Here is a 16,149-nt window from a genome sequence, read left to right on the forward strand (position 1 = left end):
ATGACCGTCCGCTTCGCCGACCTGTACGAGGACATGGAGATGTCCGTCGACGAGATGAAGAACATCTCCTGCTGCGGCAAGACCATGCCGGCCGAGGTCCACGGAACCCCGTACCGGGACGGCTCCTACCTCTCGATGGTCTGCCCCATCTGCACGTGCCGGGTGGCCGGCGGCTGGACGAAGTACAGCGGGCTCGACGCGGCCCTGACCGTCGAGCCCTGCGCCCAGCACCGGGGCTGACCGCGATGACCGACGACGAGTACGAGGCCGGACAGCACCAGGTCCTCGACGCCAACCTCGCCCGCCTCCGCCGCACCGACGCGGACCTCGACCGGATCTTCGAGATCGGCTTCACCGAGGCTCACCGCACCGGACGCGGCGACCAGCTCCGCCGCCAGCTGGAGACCTACGCCGCCGCCACCCACGCGGCCGGCCGCCTCCTCGACTACCACCGGCTCTTCGCCGGCACCGACTGACCACCACTACACGACGGAGGCCTGACCAATGTCCTACACCCCCAAGGTCGGCGACCAGGTCGTCATCACCGCCCCCGCCTTCCCCGACCGCAACCCCGCCGGCACCCGCGCCGAGGTCACCCTCGTGGGCACCGGAGGCCAGGCGGGCCTGATCGGGATCGTCACCCGCGACGGCCGTCGCCCCATCGTCTGGACCCACGAAGTCAGCCCCGCCGACTGACCACCCGCCCGCTGTGAGGGGTGCGGCACGGCGCACGTGTCGCACCCCTCGCACCACCCGCACAGACAGGAGAGAGCAGATGACCATCACCACGGTTCCGCACGAGATCCGGGCCACCGACGGCACCAACACCGTCCAGGCCGAGCCGCTCCCGTCAGGCCTCTACGTCTACGAGATCCCCGCCGACGTCGACCGCGGCGAGCTGTGCCGCTGGAGGATCGGCCACCACTCCGGCCGCTACATCGCGAGCTTCCGGGACCATGACGCCGCGCTCCGCGGTGCTGAGTCCCTCGCGGACTGGGCCGACTGGACCCTCGACGCCACCGAGCTGCGCGCCCGCAACATCGGCGAGGGCCGCGACCAGGACCGGCTGAACGACTTCCTCGACCGGATCAAGCAGGCCGGCGGCCACCTCGGCGCCTGCTCCGACTACGGCCCGTACGGCTGCTGACCGATGGCGACCTGCACCCCGATGACCGTGCACGTCGGTGCCAAGGAGTGCCTCGACGGCGAGTGCGCGGACTACTTCGACGAGGACGGGCAGTGGCTTGGCATCGACGCCTGCCCCCACCTTGGCTCTGAGCAGCTGTGCGAGACCCACTCGACGACCGACGCCAACCGGGTCGTGAACTCCGCCCTGTGGCCGTGCCCGTCCGCCAGCACCTCGAAGGAGCCCCAGTGAGTCACTACCAGCACCTCCCCCTGACCGAACGCCCCCTCACGCTGGCCGAGGCCGCCAACTGGACCTGCCCGCGCGGCGCCTGCGGCCAGGACGCCACCACCGGCACCCTCACCTGGCGCGACCACGGCCCCGGCCAGCTCATCTCCCGCCACACCCTCACGTGCCCCGCCGGGCACACCTGGCACCACGAAACCGACGGCGGCTGAACCCGTAACCCGAGGAGACACAGTGATCACCTTCGCCACCCTGATCGAGCGGTACGCCGACGACGTCGCCTACCTCGCCGCCGGCCTCACCGGCACCCCGGAGCCGACCACCGGCCTCACCCCGGCCCGGTTCGCCGAGCTGGTCCAGGAGGCCGCCGACGAACTGGAGGCCCACGCCGGCCTCGGCCTCTACGGGGAGGCCGACGACCTCGACGAGGCCGCCGCCCGCCTGCGAGCCGCCCTCGACTCCAGCCCCGCCGCCCAGCCCGACCTCCTCGACCAGGCCAGCCGTCTCCTGGAGGCCGCGCCCGAAGCGGCCCGGGAACTGTGTCTCGCCAGCTGACTCAGCAGAGGCCGTGCGAGAGGTGCAGCATCTCGTACCTCTCGCACGGCTCGCACTCACCGCACAGCACCTGACCAGGAGAAACGCATGAGCATGAGCGTTACCGCCCGCTACTCCTCGCTCGGCGGCGCCGTTGTCGAGGTCCAGCGCAACGCGGTGCTGGGCCTGCTCGCCGCCAGCTACTACGCCTGGTGCGACGGCTGTGAGGCCTCCGTGACGGAGGAGGTCAACCCCAACGTCGTCGGGGGCCTCCCGCCGCAGGATGCCGTGGACCGCTGGGCCCGCGAGCACGCCGCCACCTGCCGCCGTATGCCCTTCTGACTGTCTTGAACGGCCTCTAAAGGACCCGGTCGGACGGATTCCGTTGGCCCCACCCTCGAACGGTCAGTCGAGGGACCGCAGGGCCCCGTACGGACCTCTTCCGGCTGGCCATGCCTGTAGACCAGCCCCGACGGGCGGTCACCTTCGAACATCTGGCGGAGCCAACTCCCGCCGTTCTGGTGGGGCCGCTGGAGCCCGTCGGAGACACTTCTGACCGACCCCTACGCGGCAATGCCCCGCTGACCAGGAAGGAGGCCGAGATGCCCACCGCGACCACCGACCTCGACGTCGACCTCGCCGAGCTGCTCGGCCCCTTCCTGGTCGCCGAGGTCGAGGCCTACCTCGCCACCGCCGCCCGCCAGCAGACCCCGGCACCCGCGCCGCGTGCCGCCGCCCTGCCGGGCCCGGCCTGGTACCGCATCGCCCAGCACCTCCAGGCCGACCTCCCCGCGCCCGGACCTCAGGGCACCGCCCCGGCCGGGCCATGGTGGGAGTGGAACGACCGCCCCACCACCAGCCAGCACGACGTCCACACCCTGCTGCGCACCGCTGCAGCCCACGCCTGACCAAGGAGAGGCCATGACCAGCCGTCACCAAAGCGTTCGCGACTACATCGAGGCCCGCAAGGCCGGTGGCTCGAAGCGATGCGAGGAGATCGTCGCCCAGGTCCGAGCCCGCTATGACACCCGGACCACGGACAGCAGCGAACTTCGCGACCTCTACGAGGCGAACATGACCCACCCGCTTGCGCAGCGCTGACGCACCCGCTGCGCACCGCCTCGGCCTAACCCCAGGAGGACCACCCATGGAGCCACGCGACCTCTCGATACCCCAATGGCCGCGCGACGGGTCCGGGCTGGTAGGGGATGCGGGCTGGTGACGCCGTAGACGCGTTGGAGGGTGACCTTGCCGGTGGTGACGGTGCGGCGGCGTACGACCTGCACGGTCTGGGCGGCACGGCGGGAGTCGATGCCGCGCGCGACGGAGCAGGTCTTGAGCCGGCGGATCTCGTCAAAAACACAGGGTGCTCGGCCAAAAGTTCTCGGCCGAGCACCCCACGCTTCCGACAACCCGAGACGCTCAGCTAAGGTTTTCCAACCTCACGGCGGGAGCCTTATCTGACGACTTCGGGCAACTATCCAGCAAGCCCCCTATCGTGAATCCATTCAATATCCTTCATGTACTTGGAAAAACTCCTTGAGCGCCTTGGGGCAATCGCCACTATTGAATCAAATGGCGTTTCGGAAAATCGACTGGCCCAGATGCCGGCATAGGTTGGAAGATCGCCAATCTCAAGCCCTTCGAACTTTTCACGCCTCAAGAGCACCTGAGTTTCCGGGTCATACTTAATCAAGTCGCCAGGGATTCCATAGAAGTCGGCATCCACAAAGCTCGCCTCGGAAATGTCGATCGCCCATTCGACTTCCCGATACTTCTCCACCATGCCCGCCAGATGGCGCTCCCGACCCACGAGCCCGCCATGGGGCGGCATAACCATAATTGGCCCAACCTTCCCCCTCAGCACCACCCGGCTAAAGACACACCCGTAGACCCGGTGGATCTGCTTAACATCCAGACCGTCGATCACCAGATCGTCGAAGTAGACTCCCTGGACCTGGCATCGATCCATCGAGCACCCACGCATAGAGGAATCCCGCACGACCAGCCCAAAATCTGGGTCATCGAACTGAGCCAGGATGCACGAGCTGAAGGCGCTCCCAGTCAGTTCAACCCCCGAATACGTGCGATGGGAGCCGATGAGCCGGACCCCTTGGAGCGATTGACCCTCGACGTGAACCGCCATGATGGACCTCACTTCCTTACGATGTTGGCTAATTCTACCTGAACACTTCGGCCAGGAATTCGTCCGTCGGGGAATCGTAAGTCATAATTTGATATGGACTTGATATGTACGGCCTTTTCAGGTGATCCACCCATGCCGTTCTGCTCGGACCGGTGATATCGACGCTGAATACATTGCCGCTAACCGTGATATTAAAGTCAGCGACTTCCTGGCCATTCATAGAGTTTCCAAGATGCGTAATATTTGCATCTGCAAGGATGGCAGGGTCTGCCGCAACTGCACTTTCCACGGACGAGCCATAGAACATTCGCCTAAGGAACGGAAGCTCCTTTCCTCGGGCGAGTTGGTCGGGACTCAGTGAAGCTCGGACTTCTGCGGCCGTGCGACTTGTCGCCCGACTTAGTGCGGCCTGGAGGCGCGTATAGCTTGCACGTCCAGAAACCCCTAGAAGTCCAATGGGGTTAGGGCATGCATTGTGAACCAGGACCGGGATGTCGCCAGCCACAACGTAGTACGTGTGGACGTTATTTACGGTCAGGTTGTAGGCGGGCTGGAGCGTTGTCCAGTGGCGGACGCCGGTAATGCGGACGGTCCGACCGTCGGGGGTGCGCAGGGTGTCGCCCGTAGTCAGGGAGACGGCGTCGCGCCAGTCGTGGGTGTTCTGTGACCAGTAGGGGTGGTGGTCGGTGGAGGTAATGGCGGAGGTGGTGCCATCAGGGGCCGCGATCGTGAGTTCGGTGAAGTCGCGGTCGTCGGGGGTGTAGATGGTGTTCTCGACGCGCTGGGCGCTCGTGGTGCCAGCGGTCGGGTCGGTGGCTGTCACCGTGTCCCCGACGCGGATCTGTTCGATCGGTCGGCGCGAGCCGTCTCCCATGAGAACGGCGGTGCCGGCCGGGAAGCTATTGGTCGTCGGACAGCTAAGCGCCCGCGCGGCAGCCTCCAGTTCCCGGATGAGCTGGGCGGCGGTAGCGCTTTCGATGTCAGCGGCCTTGACGGCTGCGAGGACCTTGTCGATGTCGACGCCGGTGGTGATGGCCTTGTCGGCCTGCAGGGCCATCTCGGCGCCCTGGACGGCCTTGCCGCCGGGCAGGAAAGTCAGCCCTGTCATGCAGCTGGGCGAGGTGCCGTTGCTGCGGCTGCAGTCGTCGGCGTCCTTGGCGATGCTGTTGGCCGTGGCCTCGATGACGGCCTTGGCGAGCTTCAGGAAGATGCCGATTTCGGTGAAGCGCTGGGTGACCTTGCGGTCCACCTCGGTGGTGGTGCTGCCGAGCCAGACGATGTCGTAGTACGCGGCGGGGCCGGGGATGTCCGAGGTCTGGGCACGGGGCAGGTGGGTGTAGAAGTCGATCCGGACGTTGAACCGCAACGTGAAGGTGACATCGCAGAAGCTCAGCGCGCCGGAGAGCTTGCACTCGTTGTCGGGCGTCGGGTCGCCGATCGGGGTGACCGTCTGCTGGGTGAACACGTTGGGCGTGCGGGTGGCACCGCCGGTCTGGAAGCTGGCCTGCTGGTCCGCGGCCGCCTTCTGCGCGTCCGCGCGGGCCTTGGCCTCCTGGTCGGCGGCTGCCAGCTTCTCCGCGTTGAGCGCGGACTGCCGGGCGGCGGCCGCCTGGGACTGGGCGTCCTTGGCCGCGGCTGCCGCGGCCTCGGCGTCCTTGGCCGCCTGGGCGGCAGCGCTGCGCGCGGCAGCGGCCGCGGACTGCGCGTCACTGGCTGCCACCTTCGCCTTGTCCGCGTCGTCCGCGGCCGTGACCGCCGAGGTGCGGGCATCGCTCGCGTCACTGGCGGCGCCCTTGGCCGCGGCCGTGGCCGCCGCCGCGTCGGCCGTGGCCTGGGCGTCGTATCCGACCGCCCTCGTCTGCGAGGCGAGCGCATCGGCCAGAGCCTGAGCGGCGGTGGCGGCCGAAGCCAGGGCATCGCTCGCCGACCCCTTCGCCGTAGCCGCGAAGCCGGCAGCACGTGCCGCGGCCTGGTCGGCAACCTGAGCGTCACCCGTCGCGGCGTTGGCCAGCGAAGCCGCCTGATCGGCAGCCTGCCTGGCCTGGTCGGCCTTGGCCTGCGCGACGGCCTGCTGCTGCTGGGCGATCGTCTTGGTCGCCTGACCAGTCAGCACCGCCAAGCCCGCCGAAGCATCGCTCTCCTGGTACGGAGCACCCAGCTGGATCGCGTCATTGGCCGGCGTGACCACCTGCTGCGCCGAGGCCGCGGCCGCGCCCGCCGCCTGCGCGGTGGCGTAGGCATAACCAGCCGCCGAAGCGGCCGTGGCCTGCGCCTGGCTGGCCTGGGCCCAGGCCTGGGACGCATTCGACTTCGCCGAATCCGCCTGCGCCTGCGCCGTCGCGGCCTCGTTCTGGGCGCCGGTCGCAGCGGCCGCCGCCTCGCCCGAGGCCGCGCGCGCGTCCGAGACCGCGACCTGATCGGCGCGAACCGCCTGGTCCGCCGTCGCCTTGGCCGCGTTGGCGTCGTTCGCCTCGCTCTGCGCCTGAGCCGCCGCACCCTCGGCGCGCGTCGCCTCGGCATTCGCCGTCTTCGCGTCCACCGCGGCCTGCGTCGCCGCCTTCGACGCCTGATCGGCGTTCGTCTGCGCGGTGGTGGCGTCCGCGGCAGCCGCCGTGGCCGCCGCCTTCGCCGCCTGAGCGTCCGGACCCGACGCCTTCGCCGCGGCATCGGCATTGGCGGCTTCCGCCTTCGCCTGAACCGCATTGTGCGCCTGCTCGGCGTCCCACGCCTTGCGCCGCGCGTCCTGGGCCGCCGAGTCGGCCGCCTGAGCCGCGCTGCGCTTCTGCGCCGCCGTGGCCCCCGCCGCCTTCGCAGCGTCCGCGGCCGTCTTCGCCGCGTCCGCCTTGGTCTGCGCGGTGGCCCGATCGGTCGCGGTCTTGGCCTGAGCGGCGGCCGCCTTGTCCTTGGCGTCCGCCGCGGTGGCCTTCGAGGCCTCGGCCGCAGCCCGCTTGGCCTTCGCCGTGTCCGCCGCCTGCTTCGCGCTCTGCTCGGCGGCCTGGACAGTGACCAGCGCCGCCTGCGCGTCCTTGGCCGCCTTCGCCGCCCTCGACGCCTGCAGCGCGGCACCGTCGGCCGCGGCCTTCGCCTGATCGGCCGCCGCCTGCGCGGCGGCAGTACGGAACGCGGCCTGCGCGGCATGCAGCTGAGTCTGCGCCAACTGCTGCAGCGCCTGACTGTCCGCACCGGAGGCCATCGTCGCGTTGTAAGCGGTCTCCGCCGCCTTCACCACCGCATCCAGCGCCGCCGCCGAAGCCAGCGTCGCCTGCGCCTCCTGCTGCGCGGCCAGCAGACCACGCCCACGCGGCTGACCGGCGGCATCGGCGATCGCGTACGCCTGCTGCAGCGCAGCGGAGGTGTCCGTCGCCGCCTGACGCGCGATCGGCGCCTGCTGCCGGGCGACGTCCCACTGCGCCTTCGCCGCCTGCTGGGCTGCGGCCAGCGCGGCCTGCGCCGCGTCGAACTCCGCCGGCTTCGGGTAACCCAGGCTGTCCGTCCCGGTGCCGGTGCCGCCGTTGTCCTGCTGCGCGTCGAACTGCTGCGGCCAGGTGAGGTTGCACTCCCACACCTGCGAGGCGGAGGTACCGCGCGGGGTGTTCATGTCCAGGCAGAGGTTCGTACCGGCCAGCTGCAGACGGGTCTTGCCACTGGCGGTGGTGAACTGCCACTTCTGGTTGGAACCGCCGTTGCAGGTCCAGATCTCCACCCTGGTGCCGTTCTGCGGCGGCCCGTTATTGCCGACGACGTCCAGGCACTTGTTCGTGGCGAAGTTGACCAACGCCCCGGTCCAAGGGTTCGGTCGCCACTTCTGGTTGACACCGCCGTTGCACGTCCACAGCTCCACGTCGTTGCCGTCGGTCGGGTCACCGCGCGGCACGTCCAGGCACTGGTCCGGCGAACTGTGCAACTGGTACACGATCGGGCCCTCGCCCAGCGTGCCCTTGCCACCCGGCAGCCAGTACCCCTGCCAGCGGCTCAGATGGTCGGCCAGCCAGGACTGCGCCAGCGCCTCGCCCAGCGCCTGCGATCCGTTCTGCAGCGCCGCCGTGGCCTTCTGCGTCGCGGCGAGGATCGCGTCGCGCTGCACCTGCTGGCCCGCGATCTCCGACTGCCACTCGCCGGTGGCCGCCTGGACCTGCGGCCCGAGCACCTTGTTCGCGTCGACCTGGTCCGGGTTGCTGCTGTCACAGGAGGCGTACCGGGACTTCAGGTCCTCCACCGCGACACGGAACTCGGCCGTACCGGGCTGCGGCGCACTCCTCGGAAAACCGCCGTACTGCAGGAAAAGCCGGACGTCGTCCGACGTAAGAAAGAACCCGACGTTGTCCTGCGCCCAGAGCAGGTGTTCACCGGCCTTGCGCAGGTAGTCCGGGTCGTTCACGTCCGGCCCCGGTCCGCCGTACTGCGCATCACCCAGCGTCTTGGCCGCCTTGACCGCGTCGGCGGACGGCTTCGGCGTGGCGACCGTCGTGACGGCGTCTTCCGTCGTAAACATCCGCTTGCCGAGCCAGGAACCGAGGCCGGTCTGCTCGAAGAAGTCCCCGCGCGGATCGCCCGCATACCCGGGCGCCCACTTGAAGTCCGCCTGGGACTGGAAACCCGCCTCCGTCCCTGGCGCCGTCAGGCCGGCCAGCGGCGCCTCCCAGGTGAAGTGGCGGGCGTTCAGCTCGTCCGCCTTGGCGTGCACGGCCTTGTTGTCCGCAAGGTACGCGTCGTGCAGCGGCGTGCTGTGGTAGCGGGTGTCGGTGTCCGCCGCGGCGTGCAGCTGGGCCGGCGTGCCGTCCAGCGCTGCCGCGGCCAGCTGCTTCATCGCCGGGCCGCCCATCCGCAGCACACCCGACATCAGGCACTGGTCCTGGCGGTATTGAACGGCGTCCACGGAAGCGGGCTGGTCAGCCGGCGGGTCCGCCGCCAGCGCCTGGACATTCGATGCCCCCAGCGCGCCTGCCGCCACCATCGCCGTGACGGTCAGTAGCCTTGATGGAACTCTCCGAACCCGACGATGGGCACGGAGGATTGGTATTTTCACGAACGGGATCCCCTGTTTCAGGGCATGCACGTGTAGGAGCCGGTACACAAGCCCCCCAGCACGTGCACGCCGACCACTCGACCGCGACGCCCGTCCCCCTGGGCGGCAGCCGTCCCCCCAGCTGCAGCGGGGGCGCATGCGAAGCCGAAGCGCACCGCTCCGCTCCGCATACGGACGCTCAGTATTTACGCAGGAACCTTTAAGGTCAACGGGATTCAGAACCTGACGGGCCGTTGCCAACTACTTTCCCCGCCTCGCGCTTCGGCCAGGCCGCCGCCCCTCTGTCGCACCGCCTGCCTGCACGACGACTGAGCGGGCCATGCCTGCGCGGCGGGTCATAGGCCGATGCCGCGCATGGGGTTGTCCCTCCAGCGGTCGACCGCGCGCACATACTCGTGTACCTGGGGGCTCATCGGTGACCAGCGGCCATGCTCGGCGATGAACGCTACCGGCGTACCAGTCTTTGCCGCCTCGGTGGGGCCGCCGGCGCGCAACCCGTGAGCCGTGAAGGCGTCGGCCCGGGGAACGCCGGCCGAGCATGCCCGGCGGCGGATCCGCTCGTTGACTGCCGCCCCACTCATCCGGCCGTCCTGGAGCCGGCCCCAGCGGTTGATCCGGCGCAATAGCGGGCCGTCGGCGGTCATCTGGGAGTGCTGCGGCTGCGGCATCTGGGGCGGCCGACAAGTGGAGGAACCCTACTTCCCCCACGAGCTCAACAAGGCCAACCAGGCCGCTGCCGGGCACGCCGTGACCTGCCGGGCCCTGCCGTCGCCGCAGTAACCGTGGATAGGGTCAGCCCGGTGACAGCGACCTCAAGCGCCTACCGCGCGACCATGGGCGCCACCCCGACCGGGGACTGGCACCTGTTCATCACCGAAGACGGCAGCACCACGGACCACGAGCACTTCTTCGACGGCCCGCAGCTGCCCAGCCGGGCCCAACGGGCCGCAGCCCTCGCCCACCTCGGCTACCGGCTCGCCGACGCCTCCTACTGGACCTGGATCGAAGCCATGGACACCGCTCACGACGAGCCCATCGACCTCGTCGGCGAGGCCCCCGTCGTCCAGCTCTGAACACACGGTGCCCCCGACCACCACGGTCGGGGGCACCGTCATGTCCGCAGCCTGCTGCCGGGACTCGCGAACAATGTGCGGACGGTGCGAGACCTGCGAGGGGTGCGCTACCGCTTCCCTAGACGCCGCTCGACCTGAGCGCGACGGGCGAGGACCTCGTCCACCACAGCGGCCAGGATCGCCTGCTTGGGCTGCCGAGTCTCCCAGTACAGCTCGTCCACCAGCTCGGCGAGCGCGCCCGCGGAGGCCTTGGGCATGTACCAGGACCGGCGATCCATGTCCGTCGACTGCTTGGCTGGAGCCGGTTCGCCCGGGGCCGCTGAGCCTTGCTTGGGCACGGATCTCTGGCTCTGCTCGAAGTCCTCCGAGTTGGCCCTGGCCACTGTCAAGCGTTGCAGTATTCTTAACGCTTGACAGTTGAGTTCTTTGAGGCCGAACTCGGCCGAGCAGACCGAAGGCCGCCCGGTAGCCCTGGTGTGTCAGACCAGGCGGACGGCCCTCGGCGCGGTGCCACAGGGAGTGCCACGGCTCGGAGACTGCCATCTCCGGGCCGTTCGGCTTTATAGCCAGTCGGCCAACCTCTCCAAGACCTTGGCTAGTGCGGCCATGAGTCGGTATCGGATCTCCCTGTTGCGCTCCGCCTGCTCCTCGTTCTCCGCCTGTTCTGACGGTTCGTTGGTGCCAGGCATCGCGGTCCCCTTCTCGTCGGATGGTTCTGTCCGGGGCCGGGCCCAGAGGTCCGGCCCCGGGGCGAGCCATCCGTCGGCTAAGGGGTGCGCACATCGTAGATCTCACACTGCGTCAGCCTGTAACGGCAGCCGCGATGACGCGTACCCGACAGTCGGATTACCAAAGATATTACTCGGGACAAATGGGATGATTTGAGCGACAGGCTCTCGATGGCTTCTAGATTTGCCCTAATATGCCCCCTTATGTGGCGTGACGACCACCACTTTTTGGGCGTCTGTATACGAAGCCGCTACTCCCGTGATTCGCATCCGATCGCCGTGACGCGGAACTCTCAGTCAACCCAGCTGCCACCCGCTGCTGCTAGGAGCGCCCTAACGGCCTGCGAACGCGCTTCGAAGAGGTCCCTCAGCTCCACAAGCCTGGCGAGCTCCTGCTGGTCCAACTCCGCGAGAACGTCATCGGGCATGCTGTGCAGTCGGAGCCAGCGGTCTCGCTGCTCAAGAACCCGATAGCAGTTGAGCCGGGCGAACTCCATGTCGAGCAGTTTGTTGACCTGAGGTGACACCGACTCCGGAAGCGAGCGGTACCAACGGAAACGCATCGAGCTAGTTGGCGGACGGCCGGGCAGCTTACGCCGGAGGCTGTTGATCCGATGGCGCAGCAAGTGTCGGGCCTCGTAGGCGAGACGCCGCTGTAAGAACTCGTGCTCCTCGCGCTCCTCAACAGTCGCAGTACAGGAGGCGACAATCCATTCCTTGCGGCCACGCCAGTCAGCTCTTGCCATGCTTCCCCGCCTCTCGATGAGCACCAGCAGCAGACGCACCGTCCCACTGCGATCAGAGGTACTACACCTCAGCGTCGCCCCTCGTGACTGCTGCGGGTACCACCGCGGCGACTGGCACAAGGCCAGCCGCCTGGCGATCGCGGTCCTCGCCCAAAAGAAAGAGGCCGGCGTCGCCCTGACGGTGGCGAGCGGCGCGGCCCAGCCCCTGCCGATCCGGGGGAGTTGCTTCGCTCTTATTACGTAATGCCCTGGGCAAGCGGACGACAGCGTCCGTCGGCTGCGCCGCAGCGACGTGGACACCGACCAGATCATCCCGGCGCACTGGCTGAAGAAGGTCACCCGCTCCGGCTTCGAGGACGGGCTGTTCGAAGTCTGGCACAAGGACGAGTTGTTCATCCTCAATCAGCCGCAGCGGCAGGGCGCCACCGTCCTGGTCGCCGGCCCCGAGTTCGGCACCGGCTCCTCGCGCGAGCACACCGTATGGGCGCTGCAGAACTGCGGCTTCCACACCGTCATCTCCTCGCGCTTCGCCCACATCTTCTGCGGCAACTCGCTGGAGAACAGGTTGCTCACCGTGGTGCTGCCGCAGCAGACGGTGGACGCGCTGTGGGAGCTGGTCGAGGCCGATCTGCTTGGACACCCAGGACAGCGGCGGGATCGTGGCCATCGTCAAGGCGATCGCCCCCGGCTTCGCCGGCATCAACCTGGAGGACATCTCCGCGCCGCGCTGCTTCGAGATCGAGGCCCGACTGCGCGACGCCCTGGGCATCCCGGTCTTCCACGACGACCAGCACGGCACCGCGATCGTGATGCTGGCCGCCCTCACCAACGCGCTGTACGTGTCCGCGGACACACAGACCGGCCTTACCAGCGAGATTGCCAAGCACGACCCTCCGGAGGCAGCAAGGCGGTTGAGTCGGTTTGTGCATGACCTCGACGAGGGGCGCCCACCACCGTCGGCGCGCAAATCCATTGCGACACTAGGGTGATTCGGCCGTTTGGGTGTTGAAGGGCGAGCAGCATCCTCCCTAGCGTGTTCATCGCGCAACGAAACCCCCGACCAGATCTTTGGCGAGACAGAGGCGGGGGTTTCGTTTGGCGATCTTCTCTGCTCAGAAACAGGAGGTCACCGTAATAAAGAGTGCGTCGGCACCTGACGCAGAAGTGGAACCCCGGCCGGGTGTCGGGGGGCGGGCATCGGCAGCCTCGGCTCCGTGCGGGTGCCCGGAGGCAGGCCGGGGTCATGAGGGTGCCCCTTCCCCCGAGCCCATTGTGAGCAGTCGTTCCCCTTCGTCAAGCAAACCGGGACCACCCCTCTGGCTAGAGTGATCCCCGTGTCTCCCCCTCCCCGACGGAGCGTCAGCTCCCAAGGGCTCCGACCAGAGAGGTCGGTGCGGGCCCTACAGGGTCCGGTAGAGGGGAGGGAGCGCTCCGTGGACAAGCCCCAGCGCGACAAGCCGGCCACCGACGAGCCGAAGGGGACGGAGCGCCGCAGGAACTGGTGGGCCATCGCCGACACCGCCGCCAAGGCGGTCACGCTGGCCTACAAGGTCTGGGAACTGCTGGACAAGGTCATGAACGACCAGCAGTAGCCCCAGCAGCACGATGACCCGACCGGTCACACGATCGGGCCATCGCGGGTGCTGCCTGCGGCAGGCACAACATGAAGGTCGCGGAGCTGGTCGCCTGAACTAACCGGATGGGGCCAACCATCCGGCAGGCGGCCAGCTCACGCGAACGGCACCCAGACTTACTCCTGGGCACCGCTACTCACGCGTTGACGCTGTCAAGCGTTAAGTATCACGGGAGACAGTACCCGCGATCCCGGCGTGCATGTCGATCGACTGGCCTCATTGGAAATTCGGTCGCTGTGGTGGAACCGGTTCTGCCTCTACTTGATGGCTCAGCCAAGGGGTGAAGACTGTGGCGGAGAGGAAGGTCCCCACTGCACTGAGGATGGCCACCACGACCGGGAGCGTGGGCGGGTGGAGGACCACGTAGAGGGGTGAGCCGGGGATGACGAGTCCCCACACCGCGAAGGAGGAACAGGCCATGAACGTTTCCCCCCATGGCCATCCCTGCTTCGTCGTGGCCCCACTGCCGGGTTCCTCGGCAGCGGCGGGGGTGGTCTCCGCCGCCTTGCGTGCCTCGCCCGGTGGCAGCTCGGTGGCCTCTCGCCGGTCCGACGGCCTCTCGGCGGTCGTCTCGCCGGTCTCCGGAGCGTCCGTGAACACGTAGGTGACGGCCAGCGCCAGCCCGGTGGCGAAAATGCAGCTGCCGTAGAGGATCCAGCGGAGCGGCAGGTAGGTCGCGAGCGGGTTGTCCTTCAACACACCGGTCAGCACGCCGAGTACCGTCGTGTAGAGCACGATGACTTCGGTCGGAATCGCACTGACCAGGGCGTCCGAACCTCCGGCTTCACCCGCCCCGGAAGCCGGCTCGGCGCTCGCGGGCCAGGTCCCAGGCGCACTCGGGCGGATGGCCGTGGCCGGGGCTCGTCGGCGCCGGGCGGTGACGGCAAGTGACCTGATACTCATGTCTGTACCTCACTTGGCGGGCCGGGTGAGGCTCACCAGGGTCGAGAGCCCAGCGTCCATGCAGGAGCGCAGATCCTGGATGTACTGATGGTCGAAGCGTCGCGGGGACGTTCCCGCGCCCCCGACGAAGTGGCCTAGCAGGGAGCCTTGGTGGGCCCCGCTCGTCACCAGCGCCAGGCTGCCCGAGTCACCGCGCTGGAGCAGACCGGACGGGCCGAACTGCCATACGTTGAGCCACTGGCGCTTGCCGTCACCGGTCAGTACCAATGCGCCACTCACAGTGCCTTGCTGTCTGCGCGACGGACCGCCATAGACATCGGCGGCAAGCACCTGGTGCGGCGGTGGAGCCGGCGTGGGCCCCGTATGGGTGACGGTCGCAACGCGGTCGTTGCGATCGTCCAGCTTGACCACGGCGTAGTCGTAGCCACCGTCGACGCCGGCGTACACCGGGTCTGACCAGGCAACGACCGTGCCGGTGATCCAGGCTGGGGGGGGCTCCGGCCCCGGTCGCGTGGACATGGACCTGGCTATACCCGTTGACCAGGTGACCGGCCGTGATGAACGCCGGCTCGGCCGAACCGGCCAGGTAGCAGGGCACACCAACGGTTGCACTGCCTGCCGGGTTCCGCGCCACCACCTCGTCAGTGGCGTTGACCAGGCTGGCAGCCGTCGGCCGCCCGGACACGTCGATCAGGGTGTCCTCCGGGAGCTGCCAGGAGGTCAGCAGGCTCCGGAGCCGGGTTCTGGGCCCGGTGATGCCCTCCAGGTCGTCCAGGCGATAGCGCCCGGCTGGGACCACGTCCTTTTCGGCCCGGATGGCCTCCCAGCTCGCCAGCACCAGCGGGTGCCCCCAGCGTCCCGCCTCGCCGGGAAGACTGAAGAGCAGCTGCGCGAGCCCGCGCGGGGTACTGCCCTCGGGCCAGACCAGCGGAGCACTGCCCACGCCCCAGACCACGGGCTGCATCCCCTTATCGAGGGACGAGAGATGATCCTTGTACAGCTGGAGCAGCCGCTGGACAGTCGCGAAGAGCCGCTCATCCCCTTCATTGCTCCACCACACTGCGATCCACCTCCCGGCTGTCGGGGTGACAGTGGACTCCGCTCCATGGTGGCTCTGTCGTTCTCCGGGGACGACGGCTGTTGACCCATTCGGGTGACCCCTCCGAGACGCCCTCGGACGGGGGTGCGGGCCATGTCTGCGCGATGGGTCATAGTCCGATGCCGCGCATGGGGTTGTCCCTCCAGCGGTCGACCGCGCGCACATACTCGTGTACCTGGGGGCTCATCGGTGACCAGCGGCCATGCTCGGCGATGAACGCTACCGGCGTACCTGCCTTCGCGGCCTCGGTCGGGCCACCGGCTCGCAACCCGTGAGCCGTGAAAGTGTCTGCGCTTGGCACGCCGGCCGCACGTGCCAGGCAGCGGACCCGCTCGTTCACTGCCGCCCCGCTCATCCCGCCGTCCTGGAGCCGGCCCCAGCGGTTGATCCGACGCAGGAGCGGGCCGCCGTCCGGGCCGTGCTCGGCGAGAGCGTCCAGCCAGGCCCGGACGACGCGCACGGGGTCCGTGTCCGGGTGGGAGCCGCGGGGGATTGTCACCTCGGCGCCCACGGCGTCCTTGTCGGTCTTGGATGTACGGATGAGGACGACCAGGCCGTCCTCGGTGAACGACACGTCCGCGATGTGCAGGGCCGCGAGTTCGGAGCGGCGGGCCATCATCGCGAAGCCCAACACCAGCAGCACCCGGTCGCGCAGCCCCGTCAGTGTGCTCGGGTCGGTGGCATCGATCATCACGCGCAATGGATCGAGCGTGATCGGGGGCGCCTTGCGCCTGAGCTTGCTCCGCTTTGACGGACACCGTTGGTGTGGTGGTCAGGCCGCCAGGGCGGTCTCGTATTCGGCGGGACTGCGGTAGCCGAGGCTGCTGTGCAGTCTGCGTATGTTGTACCAGGCTTCGATCCACTCGAAGATCGCGGTCCGTGCTGCGG

21 protein-coding genes and 2 pseudogenes are annotated in these 16,149 nt (G+C 68.5%); 14 read left to right on the forward strand and 9 right to left on the reverse strand.

Annotated elements, in window-relative coordinates; genetic code table 11:
* The 10 genes from ACWCXH_RS14375 to ACWCXH_RS14420 all read left to right on the forward strand — a co-directional run bounded on the left by ACWCXH_RS14375 (position 1) and on the right by ACWCXH_RS14420 (position 3,007).
* Entirely contained in the window at positions 1 to 240 is a 240-nt protein-coding gene (locus ACWCXH_RS14375) for a hypothetical protein (RefSeq protein ID WP_449801735.1), read from the forward strand.
* 5 nt (positions 241 to 245) lie between these two features.
* Entirely contained in the window at positions 246 to 476 is a 231-nt protein-coding gene (locus tag ACWCXH_RS14380; RefSeq protein ID WP_449801736.1) for a hypothetical protein, read from the forward strand.
* Positions 477 to 504: 28 nt separating this feature from the next.
* Entirely contained in the window at positions 505 to 696 is a 192-nt protein-coding gene (locus ACWCXH_RS14385) for a hypothetical protein (RefSeq protein WP_449801737.1), read from the forward strand.
* A 79-nt stretch (positions 697 to 775) separates the two neighbouring features.
* Positions 776 to 1,147 carry a hypothetical protein gene (locus ACWCXH_RS14390; RefSeq protein WP_449801738.1) on the forward strand — a complete coding sequence of 124 codons (372 nt, stop codon included), beginning with the start codon at positions 776 to 778 and terminating at the stop codon, positions 1,145 to 1,147.
* 3 nt (positions 1,148 to 1,150) lie between these two features.
* Complete coding sequence (locus ACWCXH_RS14395; protein ID WP_449801739.1) at positions 1,151 to 1,378, forward strand: hypothetical protein; 228 nt, start codon at positions 1,151 to 1,153, stop codon at positions 1,376 to 1,378.
* Positions 1,375 to 1,584, forward strand: a complete 210-nt coding sequence (locus tag ACWCXH_RS14400; RefSeq protein ID WP_449801740.1) for a hypothetical protein — start codon at positions 1,375 to 1,377, stop codon at positions 1,582 to 1,584. Before ACWCXH_RS14395 ends, ACWCXH_RS14400 begins: the two co-directional genes overlap by 4 nt.
* Positions 1,585 to 1,606: 22 nt before the next feature.
* Complete coding sequence (locus ACWCXH_RS14405) at positions 1,607 to 1,927, forward strand: hypothetical protein (RefSeq protein ID WP_449801741.1); 321 nt, start codon at positions 1,607 to 1,609, stop codon at positions 1,925 to 1,927.
* Positions 1,928 to 2,014: 87 nt separating this feature from the next.
* Entirely contained in the window at positions 2,015 to 2,248 is a 234-nt protein-coding gene (locus tag ACWCXH_RS14410) for a hypothetical protein (protein ID WP_449801742.1), read from the forward strand.
* Positions 2,249 to 2,508: 260 nt separating this feature from the next.
* Entirely contained in the window at positions 2,509 to 2,814 is a 306-nt protein-coding gene (locus ACWCXH_RS14415) for a DUF6197 family protein (RefSeq protein WP_449801743.1), read from the forward strand.
* A gap of 13 nt (positions 2,815 to 2,827) precedes the next feature.
* A complete protein-coding gene (locus tag ACWCXH_RS14420; RefSeq protein ID WP_449801744.1) occupies positions 2,828 to 3,007 on the forward strand; it encodes a hypothetical protein in 180 nt (59 codons plus the stop codon).
* Positions 3,008 to 3,383: 376 nt separating this feature from the next.
* Here the strand turns inward: ACWCXH_RS14420 and ACWCXH_RS14425 are convergent, their stop codons facing one another.
* The 3 genes from ACWCXH_RS14425 to ACWCXH_RS14435 form a co-directional block, all read right to left on the reverse strand.
* Entirely contained in the window at positions 3,384 to 4,052 is a 669-nt protein-coding gene (locus tag ACWCXH_RS14425; protein WP_449801745.1) for a hypothetical protein, read from the reverse strand.
* 34 nt (positions 4,053 to 4,086) lie between these two features.
* Positions 4,087 to 9,006 (reverse strand): RICIN domain-containing protein, encoded by a 4,920-nt coding sequence (locus ACWCXH_RS14430; protein ID WP_449801746.1) that lies wholly within the window; start codon positions 9,004 to 9,006, stop codon positions 4,087 to 4,089.
* A gap of 407 nt (positions 9,007 to 9,413) precedes the next feature.
* The gene (locus ACWCXH_RS14435; protein WP_449801747.1) at positions 9,414 to 9,722 is read right to left on the reverse strand and encodes a hypothetical protein; all 309 of its coding nucleotides are present in this window, start codon (positions 9,720 to 9,722) and stop codon (positions 9,414 to 9,416) included.
* 156 nt (positions 9,723 to 9,878) lie between these two features.
* On the opposite strand from ACWCXH_RS14435, the gene ACWCXH_RS14440 reads away from it, so the two are divergent.
* Complete coding sequence (locus ACWCXH_RS14440; RefSeq protein WP_449801748.1) at positions 9,879 to 10,151, forward strand: DUF6303 family protein; 273 nt, start codon at positions 9,879 to 9,881, stop codon at positions 10,149 to 10,151.
* 107 nt (positions 10,152 to 10,258) lie between these two features.
* Here the strand turns inward: ACWCXH_RS14440 and ACWCXH_RS14445 are convergent, their stop codons facing one another.
* On the reverse strand, positions 10,259 to 10,429 hold the full coding sequence (locus tag ACWCXH_RS14445; RefSeq protein ID WP_449801749.1) for a hypothetical protein: 171 nt from the start codon (positions 10,427 to 10,429) through the stop codon (positions 10,259 to 10,261).
* 743 nt (positions 10,430 to 11,172) lie between these two features.
* On the reverse strand, positions 11,173 to 11,664 hold the full coding sequence (locus ACWCXH_RS14450) for a hypothetical protein (RefSeq protein WP_449801750.1): 492 nt from the start codon (positions 11,662 to 11,664) through the stop codon (positions 11,173 to 11,175).
* Positions 11,665 to 11,902: 238 nt separating this feature from the next.
* Here ACWCXH_RS14450 and ACWCXH_RS14455 point away from each other — a divergent pair.
* From ACWCXH_RS14455 to ACWCXH_RS14465, 3 genes and pseudogenes are all read left to right on the forward strand, one after another.
* Positions 11,903 to 12,253: pseudogene (locus ACWCXH_RS14455) on the forward strand (3-isopropylmalate dehydratase small subunit); the annotation flags it as partial.
* Positions 12,249 to 12,467 (forward strand): annotated as a pseudogene (locus tag ACWCXH_RS14460) (NAD-dependent malic enzyme); the annotation flags it as partial. The pseudogenes ACWCXH_RS14455 and ACWCXH_RS14460, both read left to right, overlap by 5 nt.
* Positions 12,468 to 13,058: 591 nt before the next feature.
* Positions 13,059 to 13,217 carry a hypothetical protein gene (locus ACWCXH_RS14465; protein ID WP_449801751.1) on the forward strand — a complete coding sequence of 53 codons (159 nt, stop codon included), beginning with the start codon at positions 13,059 to 13,061 and terminating at the stop codon, positions 13,215 to 13,217.
* Positions 13,218 to 13,475: 258 nt separating this feature from the next.
* On the opposite strand, the gene ACWCXH_RS14470 is transcribed toward ACWCXH_RS14465, so the two are convergent.
* The 4 genes from ACWCXH_RS14470 to ACWCXH_RS14485 form a co-directional block, all read right to left on the reverse strand.
* Positions 13,476 to 14,162 (reverse strand): hypothetical protein, encoded by a 687-nt coding sequence (locus ACWCXH_RS14470; RefSeq protein WP_449801752.1) that lies wholly within the window; start codon positions 14,160 to 14,162, stop codon positions 13,476 to 13,478.
* A gap of 9 nt (positions 14,163 to 14,171) precedes the next feature.
* A complete protein-coding gene (locus ACWCXH_RS14475) occupies positions 14,172 to 14,681 on the reverse strand; it encodes a hypothetical protein (RefSeq protein WP_449801753.1) in 510 nt (169 codons plus the stop codon).
* Positions 14,682 to 15,370: 689 nt separating this feature from the next.
* Entirely contained in the window at positions 15,371 to 15,952 is a 582-nt protein-coding gene (locus ACWCXH_RS14480; RefSeq protein WP_449801754.1) for a site-specific integrase, read from the reverse strand.
* An 81-nt stretch (positions 15,953 to 16,033) separates the two neighbouring features.
* The coding region (locus ACWCXH_RS14485; protein WP_449801766.1) for an IS3 family transposase at positions 16,034 to 16,149 on the reverse strand (116 nt) is incomplete at its 5' end.

The sequence above is a fragment of the Kitasatospora sp. NPDC001660 genome (assembly GCF_053596725.1).

Bases quoted from the DNA above. Each gene is read 5' to 3' on its own strand.
- ACWCXH_RS14375 (WP_449801735.1), top strand. From the start codon at position 1: ATGACCGTCCGCTTCGCCGACCTGTACGAGGACATGGAGATGTCCGTC.
- ACWCXH_RS14380 (WP_449801736.1), top strand. From the start codon at position 246: ATGACCGACGACGAGTACGAGGCCGGACAGCACCAGGTCCTCGACGCC.
- ACWCXH_RS14385 (WP_449801737.1), top strand. From the start codon at position 505: ATGTCCTACACCCCCAAGGTCGGCGACCAGGTCGTCATCACCGCCCCC.
- ACWCXH_RS14390 (WP_449801738.1), top strand. From the start codon at position 776: ATGACCATCACCACGGTTCCGCACGAGATCCGGGCCACCGACGGCACC.
- ACWCXH_RS14395 (WP_449801739.1), top strand. From the start codon at position 1,151: ATGGCGACCTGCACCCCGATGACCGTGCACGTCGGTGCCAAGGAGTGC.
- ACWCXH_RS14410 (WP_449801742.1), top strand. From the start codon at position 2,015: ATGAGCATGAGCGTTACCGCCCGCTACTCCTCGCTCGGCGGCGCCGTT.
- ACWCXH_RS14415 (WP_449801743.1), top strand. From the start codon at position 2,509: ATGCCCACCGCGACCACCGACCTCGACGTCGACCTCGCCGAGCTGCTC.
- ACWCXH_RS14420 (WP_449801744.1), top strand. From the start codon at position 2,828: ATGACCAGCCGTCACCAAAGCGTTCGCGACTACATCGAGGCCCGCAAG.
- ACWCXH_RS14425 (WP_449801745.1), bottom strand. From the start codon at position 4,052: ATGGCGGTTCACGTCGAGGGTCAATCGCTCCAAGGGGTCCGGCTCATC.
- ACWCXH_RS14430 (WP_449801746.1), bottom strand. From the start codon at position 9,006: ATGGTGGCGGCAGGCGCGCTGGGGGCATCGAATGTCCAGGCGCTGGCG.
- ACWCXH_RS14435 (WP_449801747.1), bottom strand. From the start codon at position 9,722: ATGACCGCCGACGGCCCGCTATTGCGCCGGATCAACCGCTGGGGCCGG.
- ACWCXH_RS14445 (WP_449801749.1), bottom strand. From the start codon at position 10,429: ATGGATCGCCGGTCCTGGTACATGCCCAAGGCCTCCGCGGGCGCGCTC.
- ACWCXH_RS14470 (WP_449801752.1), bottom strand. From the start codon at position 14,162: ATGAGTATCAGGTCACTTGCCGTCACCGCCCGGCGCCGACGAGCCCCG.
- ACWCXH_RS14475 (WP_449801753.1), bottom strand. From the start codon at position 14,681: ATGTCCACGCGACCGGGGCCGGAGCCCCCCCCAGCCTGGATCACCGGC.
- ACWCXH_RS14480 (WP_449801754.1), bottom strand. From the start codon at position 15,952: ATGATCGATGCCACCGACCCGAGCACACTGACGGGGCTGCGCGACCGG.